Genomic DNA, 22,026 nt, shown 5'->3' with positions numbered 1-22,026 from the left:
AATTAAGGGGAATACTAGTGATAATGAGGTGTTTTGAACAAAAAACGCTCGAACAATCAAAAAAGTAAGAAAAACTTCAAAAAGGGCTTGCCAGTGTGATCGAAATCTCTATAATGCGACCTCGTTGAAACGGGAAGGCTTCTTAGGAAACCAAAACGAATCAACAAGCCAAATTAGCCAAGCTAAGCGCTTGAAAAAAGTTTTGAAAATAGTGGTTGACACTAAAACTTAAATCGCTAAAATGGCCGTCCGATTTGAGCGAAGCTCAAAAAGGAAAAGCTCTTTAACAATTTAAACCTATCAATCTGTGTGGGCACTCGTTGATGAATATCAAAACGTTTTATCCTTTGGATAAAACAGTTACTTCGGTAACAAACTTGATTTCAATGAACTGAGTGACCAATACAAAATTAAGTTTACTTAATTTTGGCACAGTCAATTCATTACCATTCTGTTGGAATGGTAATAGCTTTAGAATTACATGTTCATGTTTACATGAATATTAGTTTTGAAGTCAGTATTCGTTGAGTCACAAAATCTTAAATTGAAGAGTTTGATCATGGCTCAGATTGAACGCTGGCGGCAGGCCTAACACATGCAAGTCGAGCGGAAACGACACTAACAATCCTTCGGGTGCGTTAATGGGCGTCGAGCGGCGGACGGGTGAGTAATGCCTAGGAAATTGCCTTGATGTGGGGGATAACCATTGGAAACGATGGCTAATACCGCATAATGCCTACGGGCCAAAGAGGGGGACCTTCGGGCCTCTCGCGTCAAGATATGCCTAGGTGGGATTAGCTAGTTGGTGAGGTAATGGCTCACCAAGGCGACGATCCCTAGCTGGTCTGAGAGGATGATCAGCCACACTGGAACTGAGACACGGTCCAGACTCCTACGGGAGGCAGCAGTGGGGAATATTGCACAATGGGCGAAAGCCTGATGCAGCCATGCCGCGTGTATGAAGAAGGCCTTCGGGTTGTAAAGTACTTTCAGTTGTGAGGAAGGGTGTGTAGTTAATAGCTGCGCATCTTGACGTTAGCAACAGAAGAAGCACCGGCTAACTCCGTGCCAGCAGCCGCGGTAATACGGAGGGTGCGAGCGTTAATCGGAATTACTGGGCGTAAAGCGCATGCAGGTGGTTCATTAAGTCAGATGTGAAAGCCCGGGGCTCAACCTCGGAACTGCATTTGAAACTGGTGAACTAGAGTGCTGTAGAGGGGGGTAGAATTTCAGGTGTAGCGGTGAAATGCGTAGAGATCTGAAGGAATACCAGTGGCGAAGGCGGCCCCCTGGACAGACACTGACACTCAGATGCGAAAGCGTGGGGAGCAAACAGGATTAGATACCCTGGTAGTCCACGCCGTAAACGATGTCTACTTGGAGGTTGTGGCCTTGAGCCGTGGCTTTCGGAGCTAACGCGTTAAGTAGACCGCCTGGGGAGTACGGTCGCAAGATTAAAACTCAAATGAATTGACGGGGGCCCGCACAAGCGGTGGAGCATGTGGTTTAATTCGATGCAACGCGAAGAACCTTACCTACTCTTGACATCCAGAGAAGCCAGCGGAGACGCAGGTGTGCCTTCGGGAACTCTGAGACAGGTGCTGCATGGCTGTCGTCAGCTCGTGTTGTGAAATGTTGGGTTAAGTCCCGCAACGAGCGCAACCCTTATCCTTGTTTGCCAGCGAGTAATGTCGGGAACTCCAGGGAGACTGCCGGTGATAAACCGGAGGAAGGTGGGGACGACGTCAAGTCATCATGGCCCTTACGAGTAGGGCTACACACGTGCTACAATGGCGCATACAGAGGGCAGCAAGCTAGCGATAGTGAGCGAATCCCAAAAAGTGCGTCGTAGTCCGGATTGGAGTCTGCAACTCGACTCCATGAAGTCGGAATCGCTAGTAATCGTGAATCAGAATGTCACGGTGAATACGTTCCCGGGCCTTGTACACACCGCCCGTCACACCATGGGAGTGGGCTGCAAAAGAAGTGGGTAGTTTAACCTTTCGGGGAGGACGCTCACCACTTTGTGGTTCATGACTGGGGTGAAGTCGTAACAAGGTAGCCCTAGGGGAACCTGGGGCTGGATCACCTCCTTATACGAAGATACCACGATGAGTGTCCACACAGATTGATTAGGTTTAGAAAAGTAAAGAGACGAAGAACTCCCAAGTTCTTCAATATCCAGTGTCCCGTTCGTCTAGAGGCCTAGGACACCGCCCTTTCACGGCGGTAACAGGGGTTCGACTCCCCTACGGGATACCATTGGGTCGTTAGCTCAGTTGGTAGAGCAGTTGACTTTTAATCAATTGGTCGCAGGTTCGAATCCTGCACGACCCACCATTCTTTCTCCGCGAAGGAATTAAAACTATCGTGGGCGATTAGCTCAGTTGGGAGAGCACCTGCCTTACAAGCAGGGGGTCACTGGTTCGAGCCCGGTATCGCCCACCATTCTCTAAAAATTCTTGGTTATATTCATATCCAAACCACTTCTTTTGTCGTTGGTTGGTATGTTTGACCCTGAGAGTCTTTAGAAAATGTGAATTTTAGAACACTGGTTCTTAAAGTCTCATGCTCTTTAACAATTTGGAAAGCTGACTGATTAACTGACTTACGAGTCATGTTAATCAAATTTAAAAGTTCTCAATGTTTATCTTTCATTAGATAAACACAACAAACACATTCAAGTGTCTTGTATTCGAATCAAATTTATTTGATTCACAATTGAGTCCGGCAAACAGTCATTGAGAATTAACCCTTCTTGATGACAACCAAAAACCTTGGTTAGTTGCCATACGCTAAGACCCTTTCGGGTTGTATGGTTAAGTGACTAAGCGTACACGGTGGATGCCTTGGCAGTCAGAGGCGATGAAAGGCGTAATAACTTGCGATAAGCCCAGATTAGGTAGTAATAACCTTTTGAGTCTGGGATTCCTGAATGGGGAAACCCACTTGCATAAGCAAGTATCCTGTTGTGAATACATAGCAACAGGAGGCAAACCGGGGGAACTGAAACATCTAAGTACCCCGAGGAAGAGAAATCAACCGAGATTCCGAAAGTAGCGGCGAGCGAAATTGGATTAGCCCTTAAGCTTTTAATGATGCAGGTGAAGAGTCTGGAAAGTCTCGCAATAAAGGGTGATAGCCCCGTAACCGACACATCATAATCAGTGAAAACGAGTAGGGCGGGACACGTGATATCCTGTCTGAATATGGGGGGACCATCCTCCAAGGCTAAATACTACTGACTGACCGATAGTGAACCAGTACCGTGAGGGAAAGGCGAAAAGAACCCCTGTGAGGGGAGTGAAATAGAACCTGAAACCGTGTACGTACAAGCAGTAGGAGCACCTTCGTGGTGTGACTGCGTACCTTTTGTATAATGGGTCAGCGACTTAATTTTAGTAGCAAGGTTAACCGTTTAGGGGAGCCGTAGGGAAACCGAGTCTTAACTGGGCGTACAGTTGCTAGGATTAGACCCGAAACCAGGTGATCTAGCCATGGGCAGGTTGAAGGTTGAGTAACATCAACTGGAGGACCGAACCGACTAATGTTGAAAAATTAGCGGATGACTTGTGGCTAGGGGTGAAAGGCCAATCAAACCTGGAGATAGCTGGTTCTCCCCGAAAGCTATTTAGGTAGCGCCTCGGACGAATACTACTGGGGGTAGAGCACTGTTAAGGCTAGGGGGTCATCCCGACTTACCAACCCTTTGCAAACTCCGAATACCAGTAAGTACTATCCGGGAGACACACGGCGGGTGCTAACGTCCGTCGTGGAGAGGGAAACAACCCAGACCGCCAGCTAAGGTCCCAAAGTATAGCTAAGTGGGAAACGATGTGGGAAGGCTCAGACAGCCAGGATGTTGGCTTAGAAGCAGCCATCATTTAAAGAAAGCGTAATAGCTCACTGGTCGAGTCGGCCTGCGCGGAAGATGTAACGGGGCTAAGCTATACACCGAAGCTGCGGCTACGTATCTTAGGATATGTGGGGTAGGGGAGCGTTCTGTAAGCCGTTGAAGGTGGTCTGTAAGGGCTGCTGGAGGTATCAGAAGTGCGAATGCTGACATGAGTAACGATAAAGGGAGTGAAAAACTCCCTCGCCGGAAGACCAAGGGTTCCTGTCCAACGTTAATCGGGGCAGGGTAAGTCGACTCCTAAGGCGAGGCCGAAAGGCGTAGTCGATGGGAAACGGGTTAATATTCCCGTACTTCTTACAATTGCGATGGGGGGACGGAGAAGGCTAGGTGGGCCTGGCGACGGTTGTCCAGGTTCAAGTACGTAGGCGGAAAGTTTAGGTAAATCCGGACTTTCTTAACGCTGAGATACGATGTCGAGCTACTACGGTAGTGAAGTCATTGATGCCATGCTTCCAGGAAAAGCCTCTAAGCTTCAGATTGTAAGGAATCGTACCCCAAACCGACACAGGTGGTCGGGTAGAGAATACCAAGGCGCTTGAGAGAACTCGGGTGAAGGAACTAGGCAAAATGGTACCGTAACTTCGGGAGAAGGTACGCTCTTATCAGTGAAGTCCCTTGCGGATGGAGCAGACGAGAGTCGCAGATACCAGGTGGCTGCAACTGTTTATTAAAAACACAGCACTGTGCAAAATCGTAAGATGACGTATACGGTGTGACGCCTGCCCGGTGCCGGAAGGTTAATTGATGGGGTTAGACTTCGGTCGAAGCTCTTGATCGAAGCCCCGGTAAACGGCGGCCGTAACTATAACGGTCCTAAGGTAGCGAAATTCCTTGTCGGGTAAGTTCCGACCTGCACGAATGGCGTAATGATGGCCACGCTGTCTCCACCCGAGACTCAGTGAAATTGAAATCGCTGTGAAGATGCAGTGTACCCGCGGCTAGACGGAAAGACCCCGTGAACCTTTACTACAGCTTGGCACTGAACATTGAACCTACATGTGTAGGATAGGTGGGAGACTATGAAATTGCGTCGCTAGATGTGATGGAGTCGTCCTTGAAATACCACCCTTGTAGTTTTGATGTTCTAACGTTGGTCCCTGAATCGGGATTACGGACAGTGCCTGGTGGGTAGTTTGACTGGGGCGGTCTCCTCCCAAAGAGTAACGGAGGAGCACGAAGGTGGGCTAAACACGGTTGGACATCGTGTGGTTAGTGCAATGGCATAAGCCCGCTTGACTGCGAGAATGACAATTCGAGCAGGTGCGAAAGCAGGTCATAGTGATCCGGTGGTTCTGAATGGAAGGGCCATCGCTCAACGGATAAAAGGTACTCCGGGGATAACAGGCTGATACCGCCCAAGAGTTCATATCGACGGCGGTGTTTGGCACCTCGATGTCGGCTCATCACATCCTGGGGCTGAAGTCGGTCCCAAGGGTATGGCTGTTCGCCATTTAAAGTGGTACGCGAGCTGGGTTTAGAACGTCGTGAGACAGTTCGGTCCCTATCTGCCGTGGGCGTTGGAAAATTGAAAGGGGCTGCTCCTAGTACGAGAGGACCGGAGTGGACGAACCTCTGGTGTTCGGGTTGTCATGCCAATGGCATTGCCCGGTAGCTAAGTTCGGAATCGATAACCGCTGAAAGCATCTAAGCGGGAAGCGAGCCTTGAGATGAGTTTTCCCTGGCACTATAAGTGTCCTAAAGGGTTGTCGTAGACTACGACGTTGATAGGCAGGGTGTGTAAGTGCTGCGAGGCATTGAGCTAACCTGTACTAATTGCCCGTGAGGCTTAACCATACAACACCCAAGGGGTTTTGTGGACTCAGATGTACCAGACCTTGAATGCGTTTGAAGAGAAATACTTTTAGATAAGCTTTCCGAATTTTAAAATTTGCTTGGCGACCATAGCATTGTGGACCCACCTGATTCCATGCCGAACTCAGAAGTGAAACACAATAGCGCCGATGGTAGTGTGGGGCTTCCCCATGTGAGAGTAGGACATCGCCAGGCTTTAAATTAAATCTTTAGGTTGACCGACCTGGAGATATGGACGCTCACTTAGTGAGTTGACCACTGCGGAGTGGTAGTTCAGTTGGTTAGAATACCGGCCTGTCACGCCGGGGGTCGCGGGTTCGAGTCCCGTCCACTCCGCCACTTATTCGATAACCTCGCCTAGTGCGAGGTTTTTTCGAATCTGACGTAGTAAAAAGTTTTAGGGGTGTAGCTCCAATTGGCAGAGCAGCGGATTCCAAATCCGCGTGTTGGGAGTTCGAATCTCTCCACCCCTGCCATATTTAAGGCTCTAGCAGAAATGCTAGAGCCTTTTTGCTTTCTTAATCTAATATATACGCCATTAGCAAAGCAGCGGATTCTCCGACTTACCAAAATAGCGCGTGTTGGGAGTCGAAACCTCCACCCTGCCATATCAATGCCTCAGCAGAAGTTCTATTTTTTCACTTTATATTTGTTCGATTTTTAGTCGATAATTCCTGCTTTTAATAAAACCTAGCCTTAAAAGTGTAAGTGCTTACTTATCCCAGCCTCTTTTATAAACAATCAACAGCACAATCCCCACTTCTTTATGAGAATTATTCTCAATATTTTGTTACATTTTGGTCGTTATTACTAAAAGGCAACAAATATGGATATCTCCCGTCGTAAGTTTATTCAATCATCTCTCGCTATATCAGCACTCACTGTACTGCCCGCTTGTTCAATGAAGCGGTCGGTTGATGAACAAGGAAAGTATGTTTACGACCTAACGGCAGAGCCTTCAATCGCTGAACTAGTGACGGGATTTGAGACTAATATTCTAGGCTTTAATGGCCAGATTCCAGCGCCAACGATTCGATGTCGACAGGGTGAAAAGGTCACAATTCGTTTTACCAATAAGCTATCAGAGCCGACGACTATCCATTGGCATGGCTTAAGAATTCCCATCGAAATGGACGGTGTTCCCTTCTTAAGTCAGCCACCTATCATGCCAGGTGAAACATTCATTTATGAGTTTACGCCGCCAGATGCTGGCACATTTTGGTATCACCCACACATGAATAGCGTGAAGCAGCTTGGTATGGGCTTAGTTGGCCTTATTATCGTAGAAGAGAGTAATCCAATACGGTTCGATGAAGAACACGCATTGATGCTTAAGCATTGGCACATCGACAAACAGGGTCAATGGAAAGATCTAATGATCCCACGACTCAGCGCTCGCATGGGCACACCAGGAGAATGGAGTAGCGTTAATGGAACACATGAGCCTACTTATCAGTTAAAGCAACACGCAACGACCAGGCTGCGTATCGCTAATGTCGACAATACGATCACTTACCCTATTGCTGTCGAAGGGGCTGAAGCATGGGTGATTGCCATCGATGGTAACCCTGTGAAAACGCCTTACAAACTGACTCAACATAAAATCGGTCCAGGGATGCGTGTTGATATCGGACTGATCGCTCCTAAAGCTGGTGAGCGAGTTAACGTTCTCCATATGAAGGGGCGTTTCCCATTTTCTTTGTGTGAATTTGAAGTCGTAGATTCAGCATTTGCTCAAGGACGTTCGTTGCCATTACTACCATTGAATCCAGTGCCCAACCTAGATCTTGCTAATGCTGAAGAGATCGACTTTTTATTTGAATGGGAAGGGGCTGTTTCTCCAGTATCCAAAGATGGAAAATCGATGCCTAAGTTTTGGCTAACAAATAAAAGAGCATGGGAAGGAATGAGCAAAGACAATATTCCTGAACCGTTGGCGACTTTAGAGTTGGGTAAGACTTACATATTCGATCTTAAGAACGTCACTCAATATCATCACCCGATTCATATTCATGGTCATACATTTACTGTATTGGAACTTGATGGTAAAAAAATTGAAGAGCCTTTCCATACCGATACAGTGTTACTTGGAAAAAATGGCCGAGCTAAAGCTGCATTTGTTGCAGACAACCCAGGACGCTGGATGTATCACTGTCATGTAATTGAGCACATGAAAACAGGATTGATGGGATATATTGAAGTTAAGTGACACCTGTAACGTTTAATATTTGCGCATGCATTCTTAGTTTCTACCCTCGCTTTTATCGACGGTAAAGCTAGAATATAGGGACTATTGTTTGGGAGGATTCATGGGTCAGTTATCTATTTTAGGTTTTATTGCCATTGGTGGCGCATTTGGTGCTTGTTCGCGTTATTTGATTTCAGAGTTATGTGTGGTGATGCTAGGACGTGGTTTCCCTTACGGTACACTGACAGTTAACGTAATTGGCTCTTTAATTATGGGTTTGCTCATCGCAGCGTTTGAGAATGAGATGGTTGCGACAGAACCATGGAGGCAGATCATCGGTCTTGGTTTCCTTGGAGCATTGACTACATTTTCTACATTTTCGATGGATAACGTGCTTCTTATGCAGCAGGGTGCTTTCTTTAAGATGGGACTCAATGTGCTACTCAACGTGGTTCTCAGCATCTCAGCAGCATGGATCGGCTTCCAACTTTTGATAAAGTCTTAAAACTTTCTTACGATTTGTTAACAACTCGGCTTGGTTTATCCAAGCCGTTTTTATATACTCGATCGAACTTGTCGGAGTGCCATATGGCTGAGACCGTTAACTCGGGATCCGTTGAACCTGATCAGGCTAATACCTGCGAAGGGAACAAGAGTAGATATCTAACTAGAATCCCTCTAGAGATCTATCTCCAGATCACAACTGTATTTCTTACCGTGATCCCTCTTGTAGCATCTAATCCGTCAAGCATTTTTATCCCTATAAATAATGGCTAAAAGCCAAGGAAAAATGCTATGTCGAGTCGTAAACAAGCAAGACTGGAAGCGAAGAATTTCATCGATTCTTTATCCGTACAACCTTATCCAAATTCAAAAAAAGCTTACATCCAAGGATCTCGAGAAGATATTCAAGTCCCTGTACGAGAAATATCACTCGCTGATAGCCTTGTCGGTGGTACTAAAAAAGAGCCTGTATTCGAACCTAATGTACCCATTCAAGTTTACGATACCTCAGGTGTTTACACTGACCCCACACATCAAATAGACCTGTATAGCGGCCTTCCAAAGTTGCGTGAGCAATGGATTGATGAGCGTGGTGATACGGAACTGTTAGACGATGTAAGCTCTGTTTACACTAAAGAACGTTTAGAAGATGAAACTCTAGACGACCTTCGTTACGGCAACCTACCTAGAATTCGTCGTGCGACTGGCGATCAATGTGTTACTCAGCTGCACTATGCTCGTCAGGGGATTATCACTCCTGAGATGGAGTACATAGCTATACGTGAGAACATGGGACGTCAGAAGTTTGCTGATGAGCAGCTTAACCACCAACATCCTGGCCATAACTTTGGCGCAAACCTGCCGAAAGAAATTACCCCTGAATTCGTGCGCAAGGAGGTTGCTGAAGGTCGAGCTATTATCCCTTCAAACATCAACCATCCAGAATCAGAACCGATGATTATTGGTCGTAACTTCTTAGTGAAGGTGAACGCTAATATCGGTAACTCTTCAGTAAGCTCTTCGATTGAAGAAGAAGTAGAGAAGTTAGTATGGTCAACTCGCTGGGGGGGCGATACCGTAATGGACCTTTCTACCGGCCGTAATATTCACGAAACTCGCGAATGGATCTTACGTAACAGCCCTGTACCAATCGGTACGGTTCCTATGTATCAAGCCCTTGAAAAAGTGAATGGTGTTGCGGAAGACCTTAACTGGGAAGTGATGCGCGATACTTTGATTGAACAAGCAGAGCAGGGTGTTGATTACTTCACTATCCACGCAGGTTTGTTGCTTCGCTACGTTCCGATGACGGCTAAACGTGTCACCGGCATTGTTTCTCGTGGTGGTTCTATTATCGCGAAATGGTGTCTTGCTCATCACCAAGAGAGCTTCCTTTATACTCACTTCCGCGAGATCTGCGAGATCTGTGCGAAGTATGATGTGGCTCTGTCGTTAGGTGATGGCTTGCGTCCAGGCTCTATTGCAGATGCCAATGATGAGGCTCAATTCTCCGAGTTGCGTACTCTAGGTGAGCTGACTAAAGTGGCTTGGGAATACGACGTTCAGGTGATCATTGAAGGCCCTGGACATGTGCCAATGCACCTAATTAAAGAGAACATGGACGAGCAGTTAGAGCACTGCCATGAAGCGCCTTTCTATACTTTAGGCCCATTGACGACAGATATTGCCCCTGGTTACGACCATATTACCTCTGGTATTGGCGCGGCTATGATTGGTTGGTACGGTTGCGCGATGCTCTGTTATGTAACCCCTAAAGAACATTTAGGTTTGCCAAACAAAGAAGATGTAAAGACCGGCCTGATTACTTACAAGCTGGCTGCACACGCTGCAGACTTGGCTAAAGGACACCCGGGCGCACAAATCCGAGATAATGCATTATCTAAAGCACGTTTTGAATTCCGTTGGGAAGACCAATTTAATCTAGCTTTAGACCCTGAAACAGCACGTTCTTTCCATGATGAAACTCTGCCACAAGAATCCGGTAAGGTTGCTCACTTCTGCTCAATGTGTGGACCTAAATTCTGCTCGATGAAGATCTCTCAGGAAGTCCGAGAGTATGCGAAAGATACCGAACAAGTAGCCGCGGATCAGGCTATCGAGATTAAGATGCTAGATAACCCGTTGGAAGGGATGCGTCAGAAATCACAAGAGTTCCGTGATACTGGGTCTGAACTTTACCACCCTGCAGTAGGTGCAAAAGAAGCTCAATTAGAGGAATAATGACAGTGAAGATACTCATCCCATCTCAAAATATTGAGTTAACGGGAGAGGTGCAGAACTGTCTATTGGTTGCTAAGCGACAAGGCTTGGCAACCGATGCAGTTGAGTTGGGTGTAAGCCCAACTCAATACTTCTCTATCGTTGACACTCAGCATGCGTTATCGATTGGCTTTGCTCATGATGTTGATTCATTGGCGAAGTGTCAGTTGGCGGAACTGAACCATGTTGTTGATTGCAGTAATTCAGTCGCGCTAACTGACGTTTGTGATGCCTTTACACAAACTCCGAATACCATCTATATCGGTGTCTCAGATGATTCAGCTGTGTTAGATATCTGGTCACACTTATATGCTAATCGTGCTATCAAGAGTGACACTACAGCCCATCAGGAGTTAGATAATCACGGCCACTTTGCCTGGTTACTTACTTTGTTGGCGTTAGAGTTCCCATTAGAAGACGCATTGGTTTTAGCTCGCGCAGCGTCCAATGTTTCACGTGGAACATGGCCAGCACATTACCAAAACTTTCCAATTCCAGTTTTGGAAGATGAGCGACTGGATATTAGTGTTGGTTGGGCGCACCAAGGAACATCACTTTCGTTCCCTGAATTGAGCAAGAGTAGCCTAGGGCTATATCCTGTGGTTGATGATGTTGAGTGGATCGAAAGGTTGCTCAAGCTCGGAATTAACACTGTTCAACTACGTATTAAAAACCCTCAGCAAGTGGACTTAGAACAACAAGTTGCGCGATCAATCGAGCTTGGTCGAGAGCATAACGCTCAGGTTTTTATCAATGATTATTGGCAGCTTGCACTCAAGCATGACGCGTTTGGTGTTCATTTGGGGCAAGAGGATATTGAAGAATCAAACCTCTCACAGTTGAGCCAAGCAGGTATTAAGATAGGTCTCTCGACTCATGGCTATTACGAGTTGCTACGCATTGTTCAAATCAACCCAAGCTATATTGCGCTGGGACACATCTTCCCAACAACAACTAAACAGATGCCATCGAAACCTCAGGGTTTAGTTCGTTTATCTCTGTATCAACAGCTGATTGATACTATCCCATACACAGAACAACTCATCGGTTATCCGACGGTTGCTATTGGCGGTATTGACCAATCGACAGCTGAGCAGGTGTGGGAGTGTGGGGTATCGAGTTTGGCGGTGGTACGTGCGATTACATTGGCGGAAGACCCACAGAAAGTGATCGAATTTTTCGAAAAACTGATGGCATCTAAATCTCCAACTCTTAAGGAAGAGGTTATACAGGAGCCTAGCTATGCTGAGTGACTTTGAATTCATTCGTTATCAACGACAAATTGCGTTACCTGAAGTCGGTGAACAAGGGCAACGAAACCTATTAAATGGCCATGTGTTAGTGATTGGTTGTGGTGGCTTAGGTAATGCTGCGGCTCTTTACCTTGCAGCTTCTGGTGTTGGAAAGATCGTGTTGGTTGATGATGACTGTGTGGATTCATCTAACCTGCAACGACAGGTAGCGTTCAAGGAAAGCCAATTAGGTTCACCTAAGGTCGAAGCACTTAAACAACAACTGAATGAGCTCAATGACCGCAGCCAAGTAAGAACCATCAATCAACGAATGAGTGAAAGCCAACTTGAATTAGAAGTCATGTTGGCTGATCTCGTGTTGGATTGTACTGACAACTTCGCGTCACGCCAGCAGGTTAACCGAGCTTGTTTTAAAGCTAATACACCTTTGATATCGGGTTCTGCAATTGGCTGGAAAGGTCAATTTATTGTCTTTGATTATCAGAACCAGCAAGGGTGTTATTACTGCCTTTTCCCGTTTGAGCATCATCCACAAACAACGCGTTGTAGTGATAGCGGCATTATTGGTCCAGTTGTCGGCACCATAGGTAACCTTCAAGCTTTAGCTGCTATTCAACGTTTAACTTGTGGTGAGTTTCAGGTAACAACACATCAGCTCAAGCTGTTTGATGGCCAAACGATGAATTGGCAAAACTTAATGGTTACTAAAGATAGTGAATGTCTCGTGTGCAGTGCACCTGTAGTTAAGCATTTAGAAGAAGAAATCCAATGAGTCATATAACGATCTCTATAAACGAACAACCAGAACAGGTAGCGTACTCTTCGTCTCTAGCGGACATTATCCAAGCTCTATCATTACCTGATCTAGGTTGTGTATTTGCAATCAATAATGCGGTTGTCCCGCGTAGCCAGTGGCAACAAACTGTCGTCAATGAAGGCGATGCTATTTCTCTTTTCCAAGCCATTGCAGGAGGCTAACCATGTTAACTATCGCTGATAAAACGTTTCAATCACGACTCTTTACTGGAACCGGCAAGTTCGCAAACAAGCATTTGATGGCGAGTGCTATTGAAGCTTCAGGTTCGCAACTGGCAACCATGGCGTTGAAGAGAGTCGATATTCGCTCTGAGCAAGACGACATTTTACAGCCCATCATTGATGCTGGCGTGAACTTGCTACCGAATACCTCTGGGGCGAAGAGTGCAAAAGATGCCGTCTTTGCTGCGCATTTGGCTCGTGAAGCGCTAGGTACAAACTGGCTTAAACTGGAAATTCATCCAGATCCAAAGTACTTGATGCCAGACCCAATAGAGACGCTTAAAGCTGCTGAGCAACTGGTTAAAGATGGCTTTATTGTGTTGCCTTACTGTCATGCCGATCCAGTATTGTGTAAACGCTTGGAAGAGGTGGGTTGTACTGCGGTTATGCCGCTAGGTGCCCCAATTGGTTCAAACAAAGGTATCGCTTCGGCAGACTTCTTAGAGATCATTATCGACCAAGCGAATGTCCCTGTGATTGTGGATGCAGGCATAGGTGCACCATCTCATGCTGCTCGTGCAATGGAAATGGGCGCAGATGCAGTGTTAGTGAATACGGCGATTGCGGCTTCCCAACAACCTGTTGATATGGCGATTGCTTTTAAGTTGGCAGTTGAAGCAGGTCGTATGGCTTACCTTGCTGGTCTCGCTGGTCAGGTATCTCACGCGGTTGCTTCCAGTCCGTTAACTTCATTTCTAGACGAGTAATATTGCCATGACGTTTGTTGATCGATTTAAACAGCTCAACTGGGATGACATTGGTATGTCTATCTTCAGTAAAACGGCAGCGGATGTTGAACGTGCTCTGAGTAAACCCAAACGCGACCTAGAAGACTTTAAGGCTCTGATCTCTCCGGCGGCAGAACCTTACTTAGAGCAGATGGCACAACAATCGTTGGCGCTAACTCGTAAGCGATTTGGTAATACAATGTCGCTTTATATTCCTTTGTATCTCTCGAATCTATGCGCGAATGCATGCACGTATTGTGGTTTCTCAATGGAGAATCGTATCAAGCGCCGCACGCTTACTTTGGATGAAATTGATGCCGAAAGTGCGGCTATCAAAAAGATGAAGTTTGATAGCGTTTTGTTGGTCACCGGTGAACATGAAACTAAGGTCGGGATGAATTACTTTCGACAGGTGTTGCCGACTATCAAAAAGCAATTTAACTACCTTGCGATGGAAGTGCAGCCGCTTGATCAACATGATTACGCAGAGCTTAAAACTCTCGGTTTAGATGCGGTGATGGTTTATCAAGAGACCTATCAACCAAGGACCTACGCTGAGCATCATCTACGTGGCAATAAAATGGATTTTGAATATCGTCTTGAAACTCCCGATCGCTTGGCAAAAGCGGGTATTGATAAGATAGGGATTGGTGCTTTGATTGGTTTGGAAGATTGGCGAACCGACTGCTTCTTTGTTGCTGCTCATTTAGATTACCTGGAGCGTACTTATTGGCAGACACGTTACTCGATTTCATTCCCACGTCTTCGCCCGTGTGAAGGTGGGGAGTCTAGTGGAGGCTTACAGCCTAAATCAGTCATGAACGATAAACAGTTGGTTCAGCTTATCTGCGCATATCGACTCTTAAATCCTGAGGTCGAGTTATCCCTTTCGACCCGTGAGTCGGCAACTTTTCGCAATAACGTGTTGCCTTTGGGTATCACCAGTATGTCGGCAGCTTCGAAAACCCAACCCGGTGGTTATGCTTCCGGTGAGGAAGAACTCGAGCAGTTTGAGATCAGTGATGAGAGAAGTGCTGCTGATGTTGAGTCGATGATTCGTCAGCGTGGTTTCGACCCAGTGTGGCGAGACTGGCACAGTGCCTATTCTGGTTAATCAACATATTGGTTGATGTTCCACGTGAAACATCGATGTAATGATACAGGCAAATAAAAACGGCTACCTTTGGGTAGCCGTTTTTCTATTTAACTTAGCAAGTTTGTTTTGGTTCAGTTAACAGCTTAGTTAAGCATTAAGCGTGAGCCAATGGAGTGGTTGATTGGCGTAACCATTCCAATGTATCACCTTCAACTAATGGGCTAACGTCGTTCCAAACTTTCTGATGGTAGTCGTTCAGCCATGCCAGTTCAGGTCGTGTTAGCAAGTCAACATTGATGTTGCGCTTATCGATAGGGCAACGTGTTAGCGACTCAAACGTTAGTACTGAGAAATCACCTTGAGTTGGAAGTTCAACCACGAGCTCTAGGTTTTCGATGCGGATACCAAATTCATCAGCACGGTAGTAACCCGGCTCGTTCGATAACACCATGCCTTCAACTAGAGGTACGTCGATCAGCTTCTTAGAGATGCTTTGCGGTCCTTCATGAACACTTAGGAAATGACCAACACCGTGACCAGTACCGTGGTCGTAGTCGAAGCCTTCTGCCCATAAGTGCTGACGCGCTAGGATATCCAGTTGGAAACCACGAGTACCTTGAGGGAAACGTGCACGTGCAATGCCGATATGACCTTTAAGTGCGAGAGTGAACTGTTGAATCATTTCGTCGCTTGGTTGGCCAATCGCGATAGTACGAGTGATGTCCGTTGTACCATCTAAGTACTGACCGCCTGAATCGACTAGGTACAGAGTATTCAGTTCTAACTGACCTGGTTCAGGTTGGTTCTCATGGTTGTAGTGACACATAGCTGCGTTTCCGCCTGCAGCTGAAATCGTGTCAAAACTTAGGTCCATCAGCGTAGGGTCTTGCTCACGGAACGATTGTACTTTGTCAGCCAACACTGCTTCGTTGTGTAGGTTACCTTGCGCGACTTCGGCATCAATCCAAGACAAGAACTTAGCCATCGCCACGCCATCACGAATGTGACACGCTTTCATGCCTGCAATTTCAGTTTCGTTTTTAGCGGCTTTTGGCATGAGACATGGGTCTGCTGCTTCAATGAGATGAGCGCCAGCGTTTTGAAGAACAAGCGTATACCAAGCATTGCTTGTGCCTGAATCGACAGATACATTTTTGCTTTCTAAAGATTGAAGGCGCGCTTCAAGCTCTGATGGGTGAGAAACTCGAATACCATTACCAACGTGTGCTTCAAAGCCTGCTGGGATACGTGCTGGGTCTAGGAAGAAATCGACGCTTTCATCAGCGTGAATGATTGCATTAGACAACACAACAGGTAGGCGAGATACGTCTAAACCACGAATGTTAAGCAACCAGCATATTGAGTCAAGCTCGGTCAGGATAGCGGCGTCCGCACCTTTTGCTTTTAGTAAGCCAGCAATCTCGGCGCGCTTACTCTCGCTTGATTGACCAACGGCGTCTGTTGCCATTAGGCGCACATCAGATACGACAGGCTCAGGGCGATCAGACCAAAGCGCATCAATCGGGTTTGCTGAGAGCGTTGTTAGCTCAACTTTCTCTGCTAGTTTTGCTTGTGCGCCTTTCAACCAAGCAGCAGTGTGCATGCGTGGGTCGAAGGCAACCTTACTGCCTTGTGGTAATGAATTGACGATCCAATCTAAAGCCGGTTCTTCAATAAGGTGGCGATACTCAAATAACTCTGCTGGCACCTGCTTACGAACCTGAACGGTATAGCGACCATCAACAAAAATAGCAGCAGTTTCACGAGTAATAACAGCGGCACCTGCAGAGCCTGTGAAACCTGTTAACCAGTGAAGTCGCTCGTTATGAGCTGGAACGTATTCACCTAGATATTCGTCTTCGTGTGGAATGATAACGGCATCTAGGTTGTTTGTTTCAAGCCAAGCTCGAACCGCATCAACGCGTTCAGCAGTGATATTGTGCATCTGTGTTTATCCTTATTGTTAGGGTCCTTGTTAACACTCACAGTCGATATATATGCGAGGGGACTTATTAGGTCAATAAGCTAGCGCTTTTGTTCGTTTGCTGCAAACGCTGTACGCCATTTTTATCTAAGGTGCAGAGTTTTTTCTTTGATGATATCTCGCAGCCAAGTTAACGCTGGGTCATTTTCTCTGTCACGGTGCCAAAACAGAGTGTATGCCATCGGTGGGAATTCCATAGGTAAAGGAACAACCACTAAGTCGAGTTGCTTGGCGACGAGGTAAGTAAAATGGCTTGGTGCGGTAAACACAAAGTCGGTGTAGGTACATAGGCTTGCGGCGCTATTGAAGTCTGGAACAGAAATAGCGATATCTCGCTGATGACCAAGATCAGCCAGTTTGTAGTCGAGCAGCCAGCGGTCGTTACCATCACATCTTACTTGTACATGACGTTGCGCAAGGTAGGTTTCCAGATCCCATTTACCGCTCAGAGCAGGGTGGTTGCGTCTTAGTACACACATCTGTGCATCGCGGTAGATCTCTTGTTCGCAGATGTCGTCTGGCGGCAGCATGGTTAAACGCGCATCGTTGATGTCGATGTCTTTGCCAGTGAGTCCGATATCTAGTTCACCAAGCTGCAGCTTCTTAAAGGTTTGTTCTGTCCACGCGTGGGTGTTGATATTGACCTTAGGTGCTTGTCGAAATATAGCTGGTAAGAAGTGGGGAAGAATCAGCGGGTAAACACTCTCAACAGCCGCAATGTGAAAACTGTGGTCACTGTTGTTGGGAATGAACGTCTCTGGCTGGGTAAGTACATCTAGTTGATTGATCAGCGTTTCTAATCGAGGCTTGAGAAATAAAGCCTTAGGTGTTGGTCGTAGGCCATGAGCACTTCGCGTAAAAAGGGGGTCATTAAATTGTTCACGAAGCTTGGCTAGCGACTTACTCACCGCTGACTGGCTCAAGCATAATCGATGTGCGGTGCGAGTGACACTCAGCTCTTCCATCAGCACCTGTAAGCAAACCAATAGATTGAGGTCGAGGCGTGATAGTTTCTCGATATTCATGTGAGTTTCCTATTTGGAATAATGCTAATGAGTATATGCCATTTTTGTTCATATCTTTAGTTGGTTATTATGCACCTAAATTAACTCATTCGGAGAATCTTGTGCCTTCTAACGCGCTTCCAACCCCTAGTAAACTGCAGGTTGCTTTATTGGCAATGCTGGTTCTATTTAGCCCTTTGGCTATAGATATTTATCTTCCAGCTCTGCCACAAATTTCAACAGCGTTTCACGTGGAACACGCATTAGCACAAGATACGATTACTTGGTTTTTATTCGCCATGGGTGTCGGGCAATTATTTGCAGGCCCTTTGGCTGATAAGTTAGGACGTCGAACCGTTGCATTGGGAGGTGTTAGTATCTATGCATTGAGTGCTTGCTTGGCGTGGGCAGCTCAATCGATTGATATGATGCTAATAGCTCGGCTGCTACAAGGCTTAGGAGCTTGTGCGACTTCTGTAGCAGCCTTTGCGACGGTTCGCGATCTATTTGGCCCTGAGAAGAGTGGCCGCATGATCAGTTACCTCAATGGTGCCATTTGCTTTATTCCTGCACTGGCACCGATTCTTGGTGCTTGGTTGACTCAACAGTTTGGCTGGCGCTCGAACTTTAGCTTTATGGCTGTGTTCGCTGTTGTGGTTGGCACCATTCTGTTTTTCCAAATGAAAGAGTCTAATCCAGCGACAGAAAAGGTCGCGGTGTTCAAACTTGAGCGTTACTGGTCGGTACTGAAAACACCATCATTCATCTTCCATGCGACATTGTGTTTGATGGCGATGGCAGTAATCCTTGCTTACGTTACCTCTGCACCAGTTGTGTTGATGGAAAACTTAGGTTTGACGATGAACGAGTTTACCTTCTGGTTTGGTATTAACGCGGTTATCAACATCACGGCTGCATTCACTGCACCGAAGTTCATGGACCGTTTTGGTACTTACAAAGCATTGGTTGTCGGTATTTCAACGCTTGGCTTAGCGGGTGTGGTTATGTTGGTGCTTGCTGAGCATGCTAGCGCGATCGCATTCATGCTGCCGATTTTCTTATCTTCAGTTGGTTTCGCATGGATTCTTGGTGCCGCAGCTGGTAAGGCACTTGAACCTTTTGGTGACCGTGCGGGTACCGCAGCTGCGTTGCTTGGCTTGTTCCAAATGAGCGGTTCTGGACTGCTTGTTGGTACGATGCAACGTCTTGATTTAACGTCTCAAGTGATGATTGCGCTGCAAATGTTCCTTATTGTTCCTGCATTGTTAGTGCTTGCGAGCAAAGCGGGTAAGTCATGGCACATGACGTTTGCTAAGGCATAAGTCTCAAGGGTGACAAAATATACAAATGGCGGTTTGCGAAACGTTAAAACATGGTATATTTGTCACTCATTGAAACGTTAGTCCCCAACGGAAAATACTGTAATGTCATTAACAACCTACGAAATGGCGCGCATCTTAGAACAAATGGAAGATGCACCTGAAAAGGTCATGTTTGGTAAATTGCTTAAAGAGCTAGGAAACCAAAGTGAAGAGCGTATTCGCAGTGCGGCAAAACAAGTTCCAATTGATACTTTGCGAGATATCATTTACCAATTTCAACGCGTGGTTGAATCTCGTAAAGGTGAACAAGTTCAGCTACTAGCAAAAGAGCTAGCCGAGCAAGGTATCTCTGCTGAAGAGCTACAAGCTTTTCTAAACAAGTAGTTTATTCCAGATAAAAAGAAACCACTCAATTGAGTGGTTTTTTGCGTTTTGGGCTAGGTCAATTTAAGAGCGATGCAAAATAGATCTAGCTTGCGAATTGTTTTCTTAATATTCGATCAAGCGACATAGGTCCGGCTCCCCATACGACGACGACCAGTATCATTAATCCCCACAACTGATGATCATAGAAACCTTGTGCCCACAATACAGGGTATGACACGACGGCCATTATATTGAAAACGAACAGCACTGCAGCCATTGGTCGGGTTAACAAGCCAAGCGCTAAGAATACCGGCAGAATCAATTCAGCTGCGGTACCCATGTAAGCGGCCAATTCCCAAGGCAAAAGAGGCACTTGGTATTCCAATTCAAACAAGTAAAGGGTGCTATCCCAAGTGGCTATTTTGGTGAGTCCTGAATTAAAGAAGACCCACGCCACCCATAGGCGACAAAACAGAAGTAGTACGGGAACAAAAAGTGCCTGTGATTTCTCAATCAAACTGTCGTATTGAGCCATCATGTTCGTGACTGTGTTGTTATCCATATTATGTCTCCAATTCGGCATTGATTGAAAAGCCTGAGATGACGTTCAGTGCCATGACAGTATTCAGATGTTGTAGTAGTAAAGGATCTATCGCTGAGAGCGTTTGACCCGATTGCAATTCAGTTAATAGTTGGTGGCATTCTTCTGTCACACAATGGCTCTCAACCTGTGAATTCTCGGCGCGGATTAACACCCCAAATTCAGGTTGGTTGATGTCTAACCCATCGAGTTGTTGCTGGTAGATAGCTTGCTCAAGCACTATGATCGTATAGCTAGAATTAATGAGCGTTATTGAATCTTTGAGGTGAAAGACTAAAGCGCCTTGTTGTTCTTGCGGTACATCAGCTAAACGAGAAAGAGGATATTGGTCGACATGTGATTCTGAAACGCATCTCACCAAGCTATCTTTTTGCCATTCATACAAAGCCACCTCAGCGAGATAAGGTGCAGCCTCGATAACAGCAGGAAAGGCTTGGATAGTCTGTTCAAAATGTTCTCCGTAACCACTGACATCACCAGAGGTTGATGGATAACTTAAGACATGTCGACGAGCCATCTGTTGGAAGCATTCTTCACCAACCAGCATTTCAGTGAGTGGATACGTAGCAGCCAGTACTTCGCTCAAGCTAATCACAAAGTTATTACGGTAAATCTGAATGCGTTGCTCATCAGTAAAATGGTCGCTCACTATGTCGCAGTGCTCACCATTGTTTTGATAGCGTAGGGCGTTAGCAAACTCCGATTGCACATTAGCTAAAGAGTGGCTCATGATGCGCGACTCCTTTGGTTGAACTTGTCGTTTTGATACAAAATATCACTGGCTTTGGCCGCTTCAGCCAATAAAATTTGTGGCTCTGGGATATCTAAATCCCACTCTATCAAGGTATGGCGCGAACCATGTTGTGCTATCCATTGCGTGTAGAGTTGCCACACTTCGTCACAGACAGGCTTGCTGTGGGTGTCTATCCAGATCTCACCTTGTTCGAGTTTCTTTTTGGTAAAGCCTGCCAAGTGAATCTCTTCTACTTTGTCTGCAGGAATTCCGTTTAAGTACTCTTCACAGCTGAAACCGTGATTAAAAGATGAGACAAAAATATTATTGAAATCGAGCAGTAGGCGACACTCGGTACGCTTCTGTACTTCAGCCAAAAACTCCCATTCTGGGATCGTTGAATGCTTGAAGGCAAGGTAACTCGATGGGTTCTCAATCAGCATAGGACGTTGCAGGCTGTCTTGAACCTCGATGACATTGCGACAGAAGACTTCTAACGCCTCTACGGTATAAGGCAGCGGTAATAAGTCATTGAAGTAGTGACCGCCGGTCTGACTCCAGCTGAGATGATCAGAAACCAAGAAGGGGTCGATATCATCAATGAGTTCTTTTAACTGCATCAGATGATGTTGATTGATGCGATCAACAGAACCTAGTGACAACCCAACGCCGTGGCAACTTACGTTGTGTGCGTGACGAATCTCTCTCAGTTGTTGACGTTGCGGTGATTGAGCTGAAAAGTAGTTCTCGCTGTGCACCTCTAACCAACTCACTAAGGCTGGGTTTTGGCTAAAGAAGTCCAAGTGCGGTGTTCTAAGGCCAACCCCTGTGTTGGGGTGAAGAGTTTGAGTCACAACGATTCTCCTAATAAGAAGTGGAGGTGAGCTGAATGTCAGCTCACCATGCTAAGCAGCTCAATTATGATGATTGAGTGTTACCACCTGATAATTTGCCACACAGCCCTTTAGGTACGACTACGAATGCATCGGATTGGTTGTCTTCTTTTGCTGTACCTGCACATGAACTTGTTTTGGTTGCACAATCATTTTGGCCAGCTTTTGCAACACCGTAGCATTTCTCTTTTGCCGCTGCTTCTGCAGGTGCTGATGTAAGAACTGCACCGCCGAACGCTAGTACACTTGTGATTGCAGCTGTAACAGCAAGATTAGAATTTTTCATAGTCATTCCCTCTAGGACTTAA

16 protein-coding genes, 5 tRNA genes, 3 rRNA genes and 1 riboswitch are annotated in these 22,026 nt (G+C 46.2%); of the genes, 18 read left to right on the top strand and 6 right to left on the bottom strand.

The features are described from left to right. Positions 1-541: 541 nt before the first annotated feature. The 16 genes from AC3CH4_RS15220 to thiH all read left to right on the top strand — a co-directional run bounded on the left by AC3CH4_RS15220 (position 542) and on the right by thiH (position 14,833). A 16S ribosomal RNA gene (locus tag AC3CH4_RS15220) occupies positions 542-2,096 on the top strand. A gap of 90 nt (positions 2,097-2,186) precedes the next feature. Beyond that, positions 2,187-2,262 (top strand) — tRNA-Glu (locus AC3CH4_RS15215). Positions 2,263-2,264: 2 nt separating this feature from the next. Beyond that, positions 2,265-2,340, top strand: a tRNA-Lys gene (locus AC3CH4_RS15210). Positions 2,341-2,372: 32 nt separating this feature from the next. Beyond that, positions 2,373-2,448 (top strand) — tRNA-Val (locus tag AC3CH4_RS15205). A 369-nt stretch (positions 2,449-2,817) separates the two neighbouring features. After that, a 23S ribosomal RNA gene (locus AC3CH4_RS15200) occupies positions 2,818-5,710 on the top strand. A 97-nt stretch (positions 5,711-5,807) separates the two neighbouring features. Then, a 5S ribosomal RNA gene (rrf, locus tag AC3CH4_RS15195) occupies positions 5,808-5,923 on the top strand. Together the 16S, 23S and 5S rRNA genes with 5 tRNA genes alongside form the textbook arrangement of a ribosomal RNA operon. Positions 5,924-5,990: 67 nt before the next feature. After that, positions 5,991-6,067: transfer RNA gene (locus tag AC3CH4_RS15190), tRNA-Asp, on the top strand. A gap of 60 nt (positions 6,068-6,127) precedes the next feature. Continuing rightward, a tRNA-Trp gene (locus AC3CH4_RS15185) sits at positions 6,128-6,204 on the top strand. Between the two features lie 350 nt (positions 6,205-6,554). Next, positions 6,555-7,937, top strand: a complete 1,383-nt coding sequence (locus tag AC3CH4_RS15180; RefSeq protein WP_488543102.1) for a multicopper oxidase family protein — start codon at positions 6,555-6,557, stop codon at positions 7,935-7,937. 100 nt (positions 7,938-8,037) lie between these two features. Beyond that, positions 8,038-8,421 carry a fluoride efflux transporter CrcB gene (gene crcB / locus AC3CH4_RS15175; RefSeq protein ID WP_004736665.1) on the top strand — a complete coding sequence of 128 codons (384 nt, stop codon included), beginning with the start codon at positions 8,038-8,040 and terminating at the stop codon, positions 8,419-8,421. Between the two features lie 62 nt (positions 8,422-8,483). After that, positions 8,484-8,582: riboswitch (TPP riboswitch) on the top strand. Positions 8,583-8,711: 129 nt separating this feature from the next. Then, a complete protein-coding gene (thiC, locus tag AC3CH4_RS15170) occupies positions 8,712-10,661 on the top strand; it encodes a phosphomethylpyrimidine synthase ThiC (RefSeq protein ID WP_017108620.1) in 1,950 nt (649 codons plus the stop codon). Next, a complete protein-coding gene (locus AC3CH4_RS15165) occupies positions 10,661-11,953 on the top strand; it encodes a thiamine phosphate synthase (RefSeq protein WP_488543101.1) in 1,293 nt (430 codons plus the stop codon). The genes thiC and AC3CH4_RS15165 overlap by 1 nt, the downstream gene beginning before the upstream one ends. After that, a complete protein-coding gene (locus tag AC3CH4_RS15160) occupies positions 11,943-12,725 on the top strand; it encodes a HesA/MoeB/ThiF family protein (RefSeq protein WP_488543100.1) in 783 nt (260 codons plus the stop codon). The genes AC3CH4_RS15165 and AC3CH4_RS15160 overlap by 11 nt, the downstream gene beginning before the upstream one ends. Then, positions 12,722-12,931, top strand: coding sequence for a sulfur carrier protein ThiS (thiS, locus tag AC3CH4_RS15155; protein WP_016789613.1), 210 nt, complete (start codon positions 12,722-12,724; stop codon positions 12,929-12,931). The genes AC3CH4_RS15160 and thiS overlap by 4 nt, the downstream gene beginning before the upstream one ends. A 2-nt stretch (positions 12,932-12,933) precedes the next feature. After that, a complete protein-coding gene (locus AC3CH4_RS15150) occupies positions 12,934-13,698 on the top strand; it encodes a thiazole synthase (protein ID WP_171387570.1) in 765 nt (254 codons plus the stop codon). Between the two features lie 7 nt (positions 13,699-13,705). Next, on the top strand, positions 13,706-14,833 hold the full coding sequence (gene thiH / locus AC3CH4_RS15145; RefSeq protein ID WP_488543099.1) for a 2-iminoacetate synthase ThiH: 1,128 nt from the start codon (positions 13,706-13,708) through the stop codon (positions 14,831-14,833). 136 nt (positions 14,834-14,969) lie between these two features. Here thiH and AC3CH4_RS15140 read toward each other — a convergent pair whose 3' ends face one another. Beyond that, positions 14,970-16,760, bottom strand: coding sequence for an aminopeptidase P family protein (locus tag AC3CH4_RS15140; protein WP_488543098.1), 1,791 nt, complete (start codon positions 16,758-16,760; stop codon positions 14,970-14,972). 122 nt (positions 16,761-16,882) lie between these two features. Then, entirely contained in the window at positions 16,883-17,824 is a 942-nt protein-coding gene (locus AC3CH4_RS15135) for a LysR family transcriptional regulator (protein ID WP_086715421.1), read from the bottom strand. Between the two features lie 101 nt (positions 17,825-17,925). Between AC3CH4_RS15135 and AC3CH4_RS15130 the strand changes: the two genes are divergently transcribed. After that, positions 17,926-19,125: a multidrug effflux MFS transporter gene (locus tag AC3CH4_RS15130; RefSeq protein WP_208638345.1), complete on the top strand. Its 1,200-nt coding sequence runs from the start codon at positions 17,926-17,928 to the stop codon at positions 19,123-19,125. Between the two features lie 102 nt (positions 19,126-19,227). Beyond that, positions 19,228-19,509 carry an H-NS-like global regulator TsrA gene (gene tsrA, locus AC3CH4_RS15125; RefSeq protein ID WP_004736654.1) on the top strand — a complete coding sequence of 94 codons (282 nt, stop codon included), beginning with the start codon at positions 19,228-19,230 and terminating at the stop codon, positions 19,507-19,509. Between the two features lie 85 nt (positions 19,510-19,594). Here the strand turns inward: tsrA and AC3CH4_RS15120 are convergent, their stop codons facing one another. The 4 genes from AC3CH4_RS15120 to AC3CH4_RS15105 all read right to left on the bottom strand — a co-directional run bounded on the left by AC3CH4_RS15120 (position 19,595) and on the right by AC3CH4_RS15105 (position 22,004). Continuing rightward, a complete protein-coding gene (locus AC3CH4_RS15120) occupies positions 19,595-20,053 on the bottom strand; it encodes a DoxX family protein (protein WP_488543097.1) in 459 nt (152 codons plus the stop codon). A 1-nt stretch (position 20,054) separates the two neighbouring features. Further along, complete coding sequence (locus AC3CH4_RS15115; RefSeq protein ID WP_488543096.1) at positions 20,055-20,822, bottom strand: HvfC/BufC N-terminal domain-containing protein; 768 nt, start codon at positions 20,820-20,822, stop codon at positions 20,055-20,057. Further along, entirely contained in the window at positions 20,819-21,679 is an 861-nt protein-coding gene (gene bufB, locus AC3CH4_RS15110) for an MNIO family bufferin maturase (protein WP_488543095.1), read from the bottom strand. Before bufB ends, AC3CH4_RS15115 begins: the two co-directional genes overlap by 4 nt. Before the next feature lie 64 nt (positions 21,680-21,743). Then, positions 21,744-22,004 carry a BufA1 family periplasmic bufferin-type metallophore gene (locus AC3CH4_RS15105; RefSeq protein WP_004736650.1) on the bottom strand — a complete coding sequence of 87 codons (261 nt, stop codon included), beginning with the start codon at positions 22,002-22,004 and terminating at the stop codon, positions 21,744-21,746. Positions 22,005-22,026 lie beyond the last annotated feature (22 nt).

It is taken from the genome of Vibrio sp. QJM3NY_26 (assembly GCF_057786005.1).
Note: the sequence above shows the minus strand (reverse complement) of the source record. Positions and strands in the feature narration are given on the sequence as shown.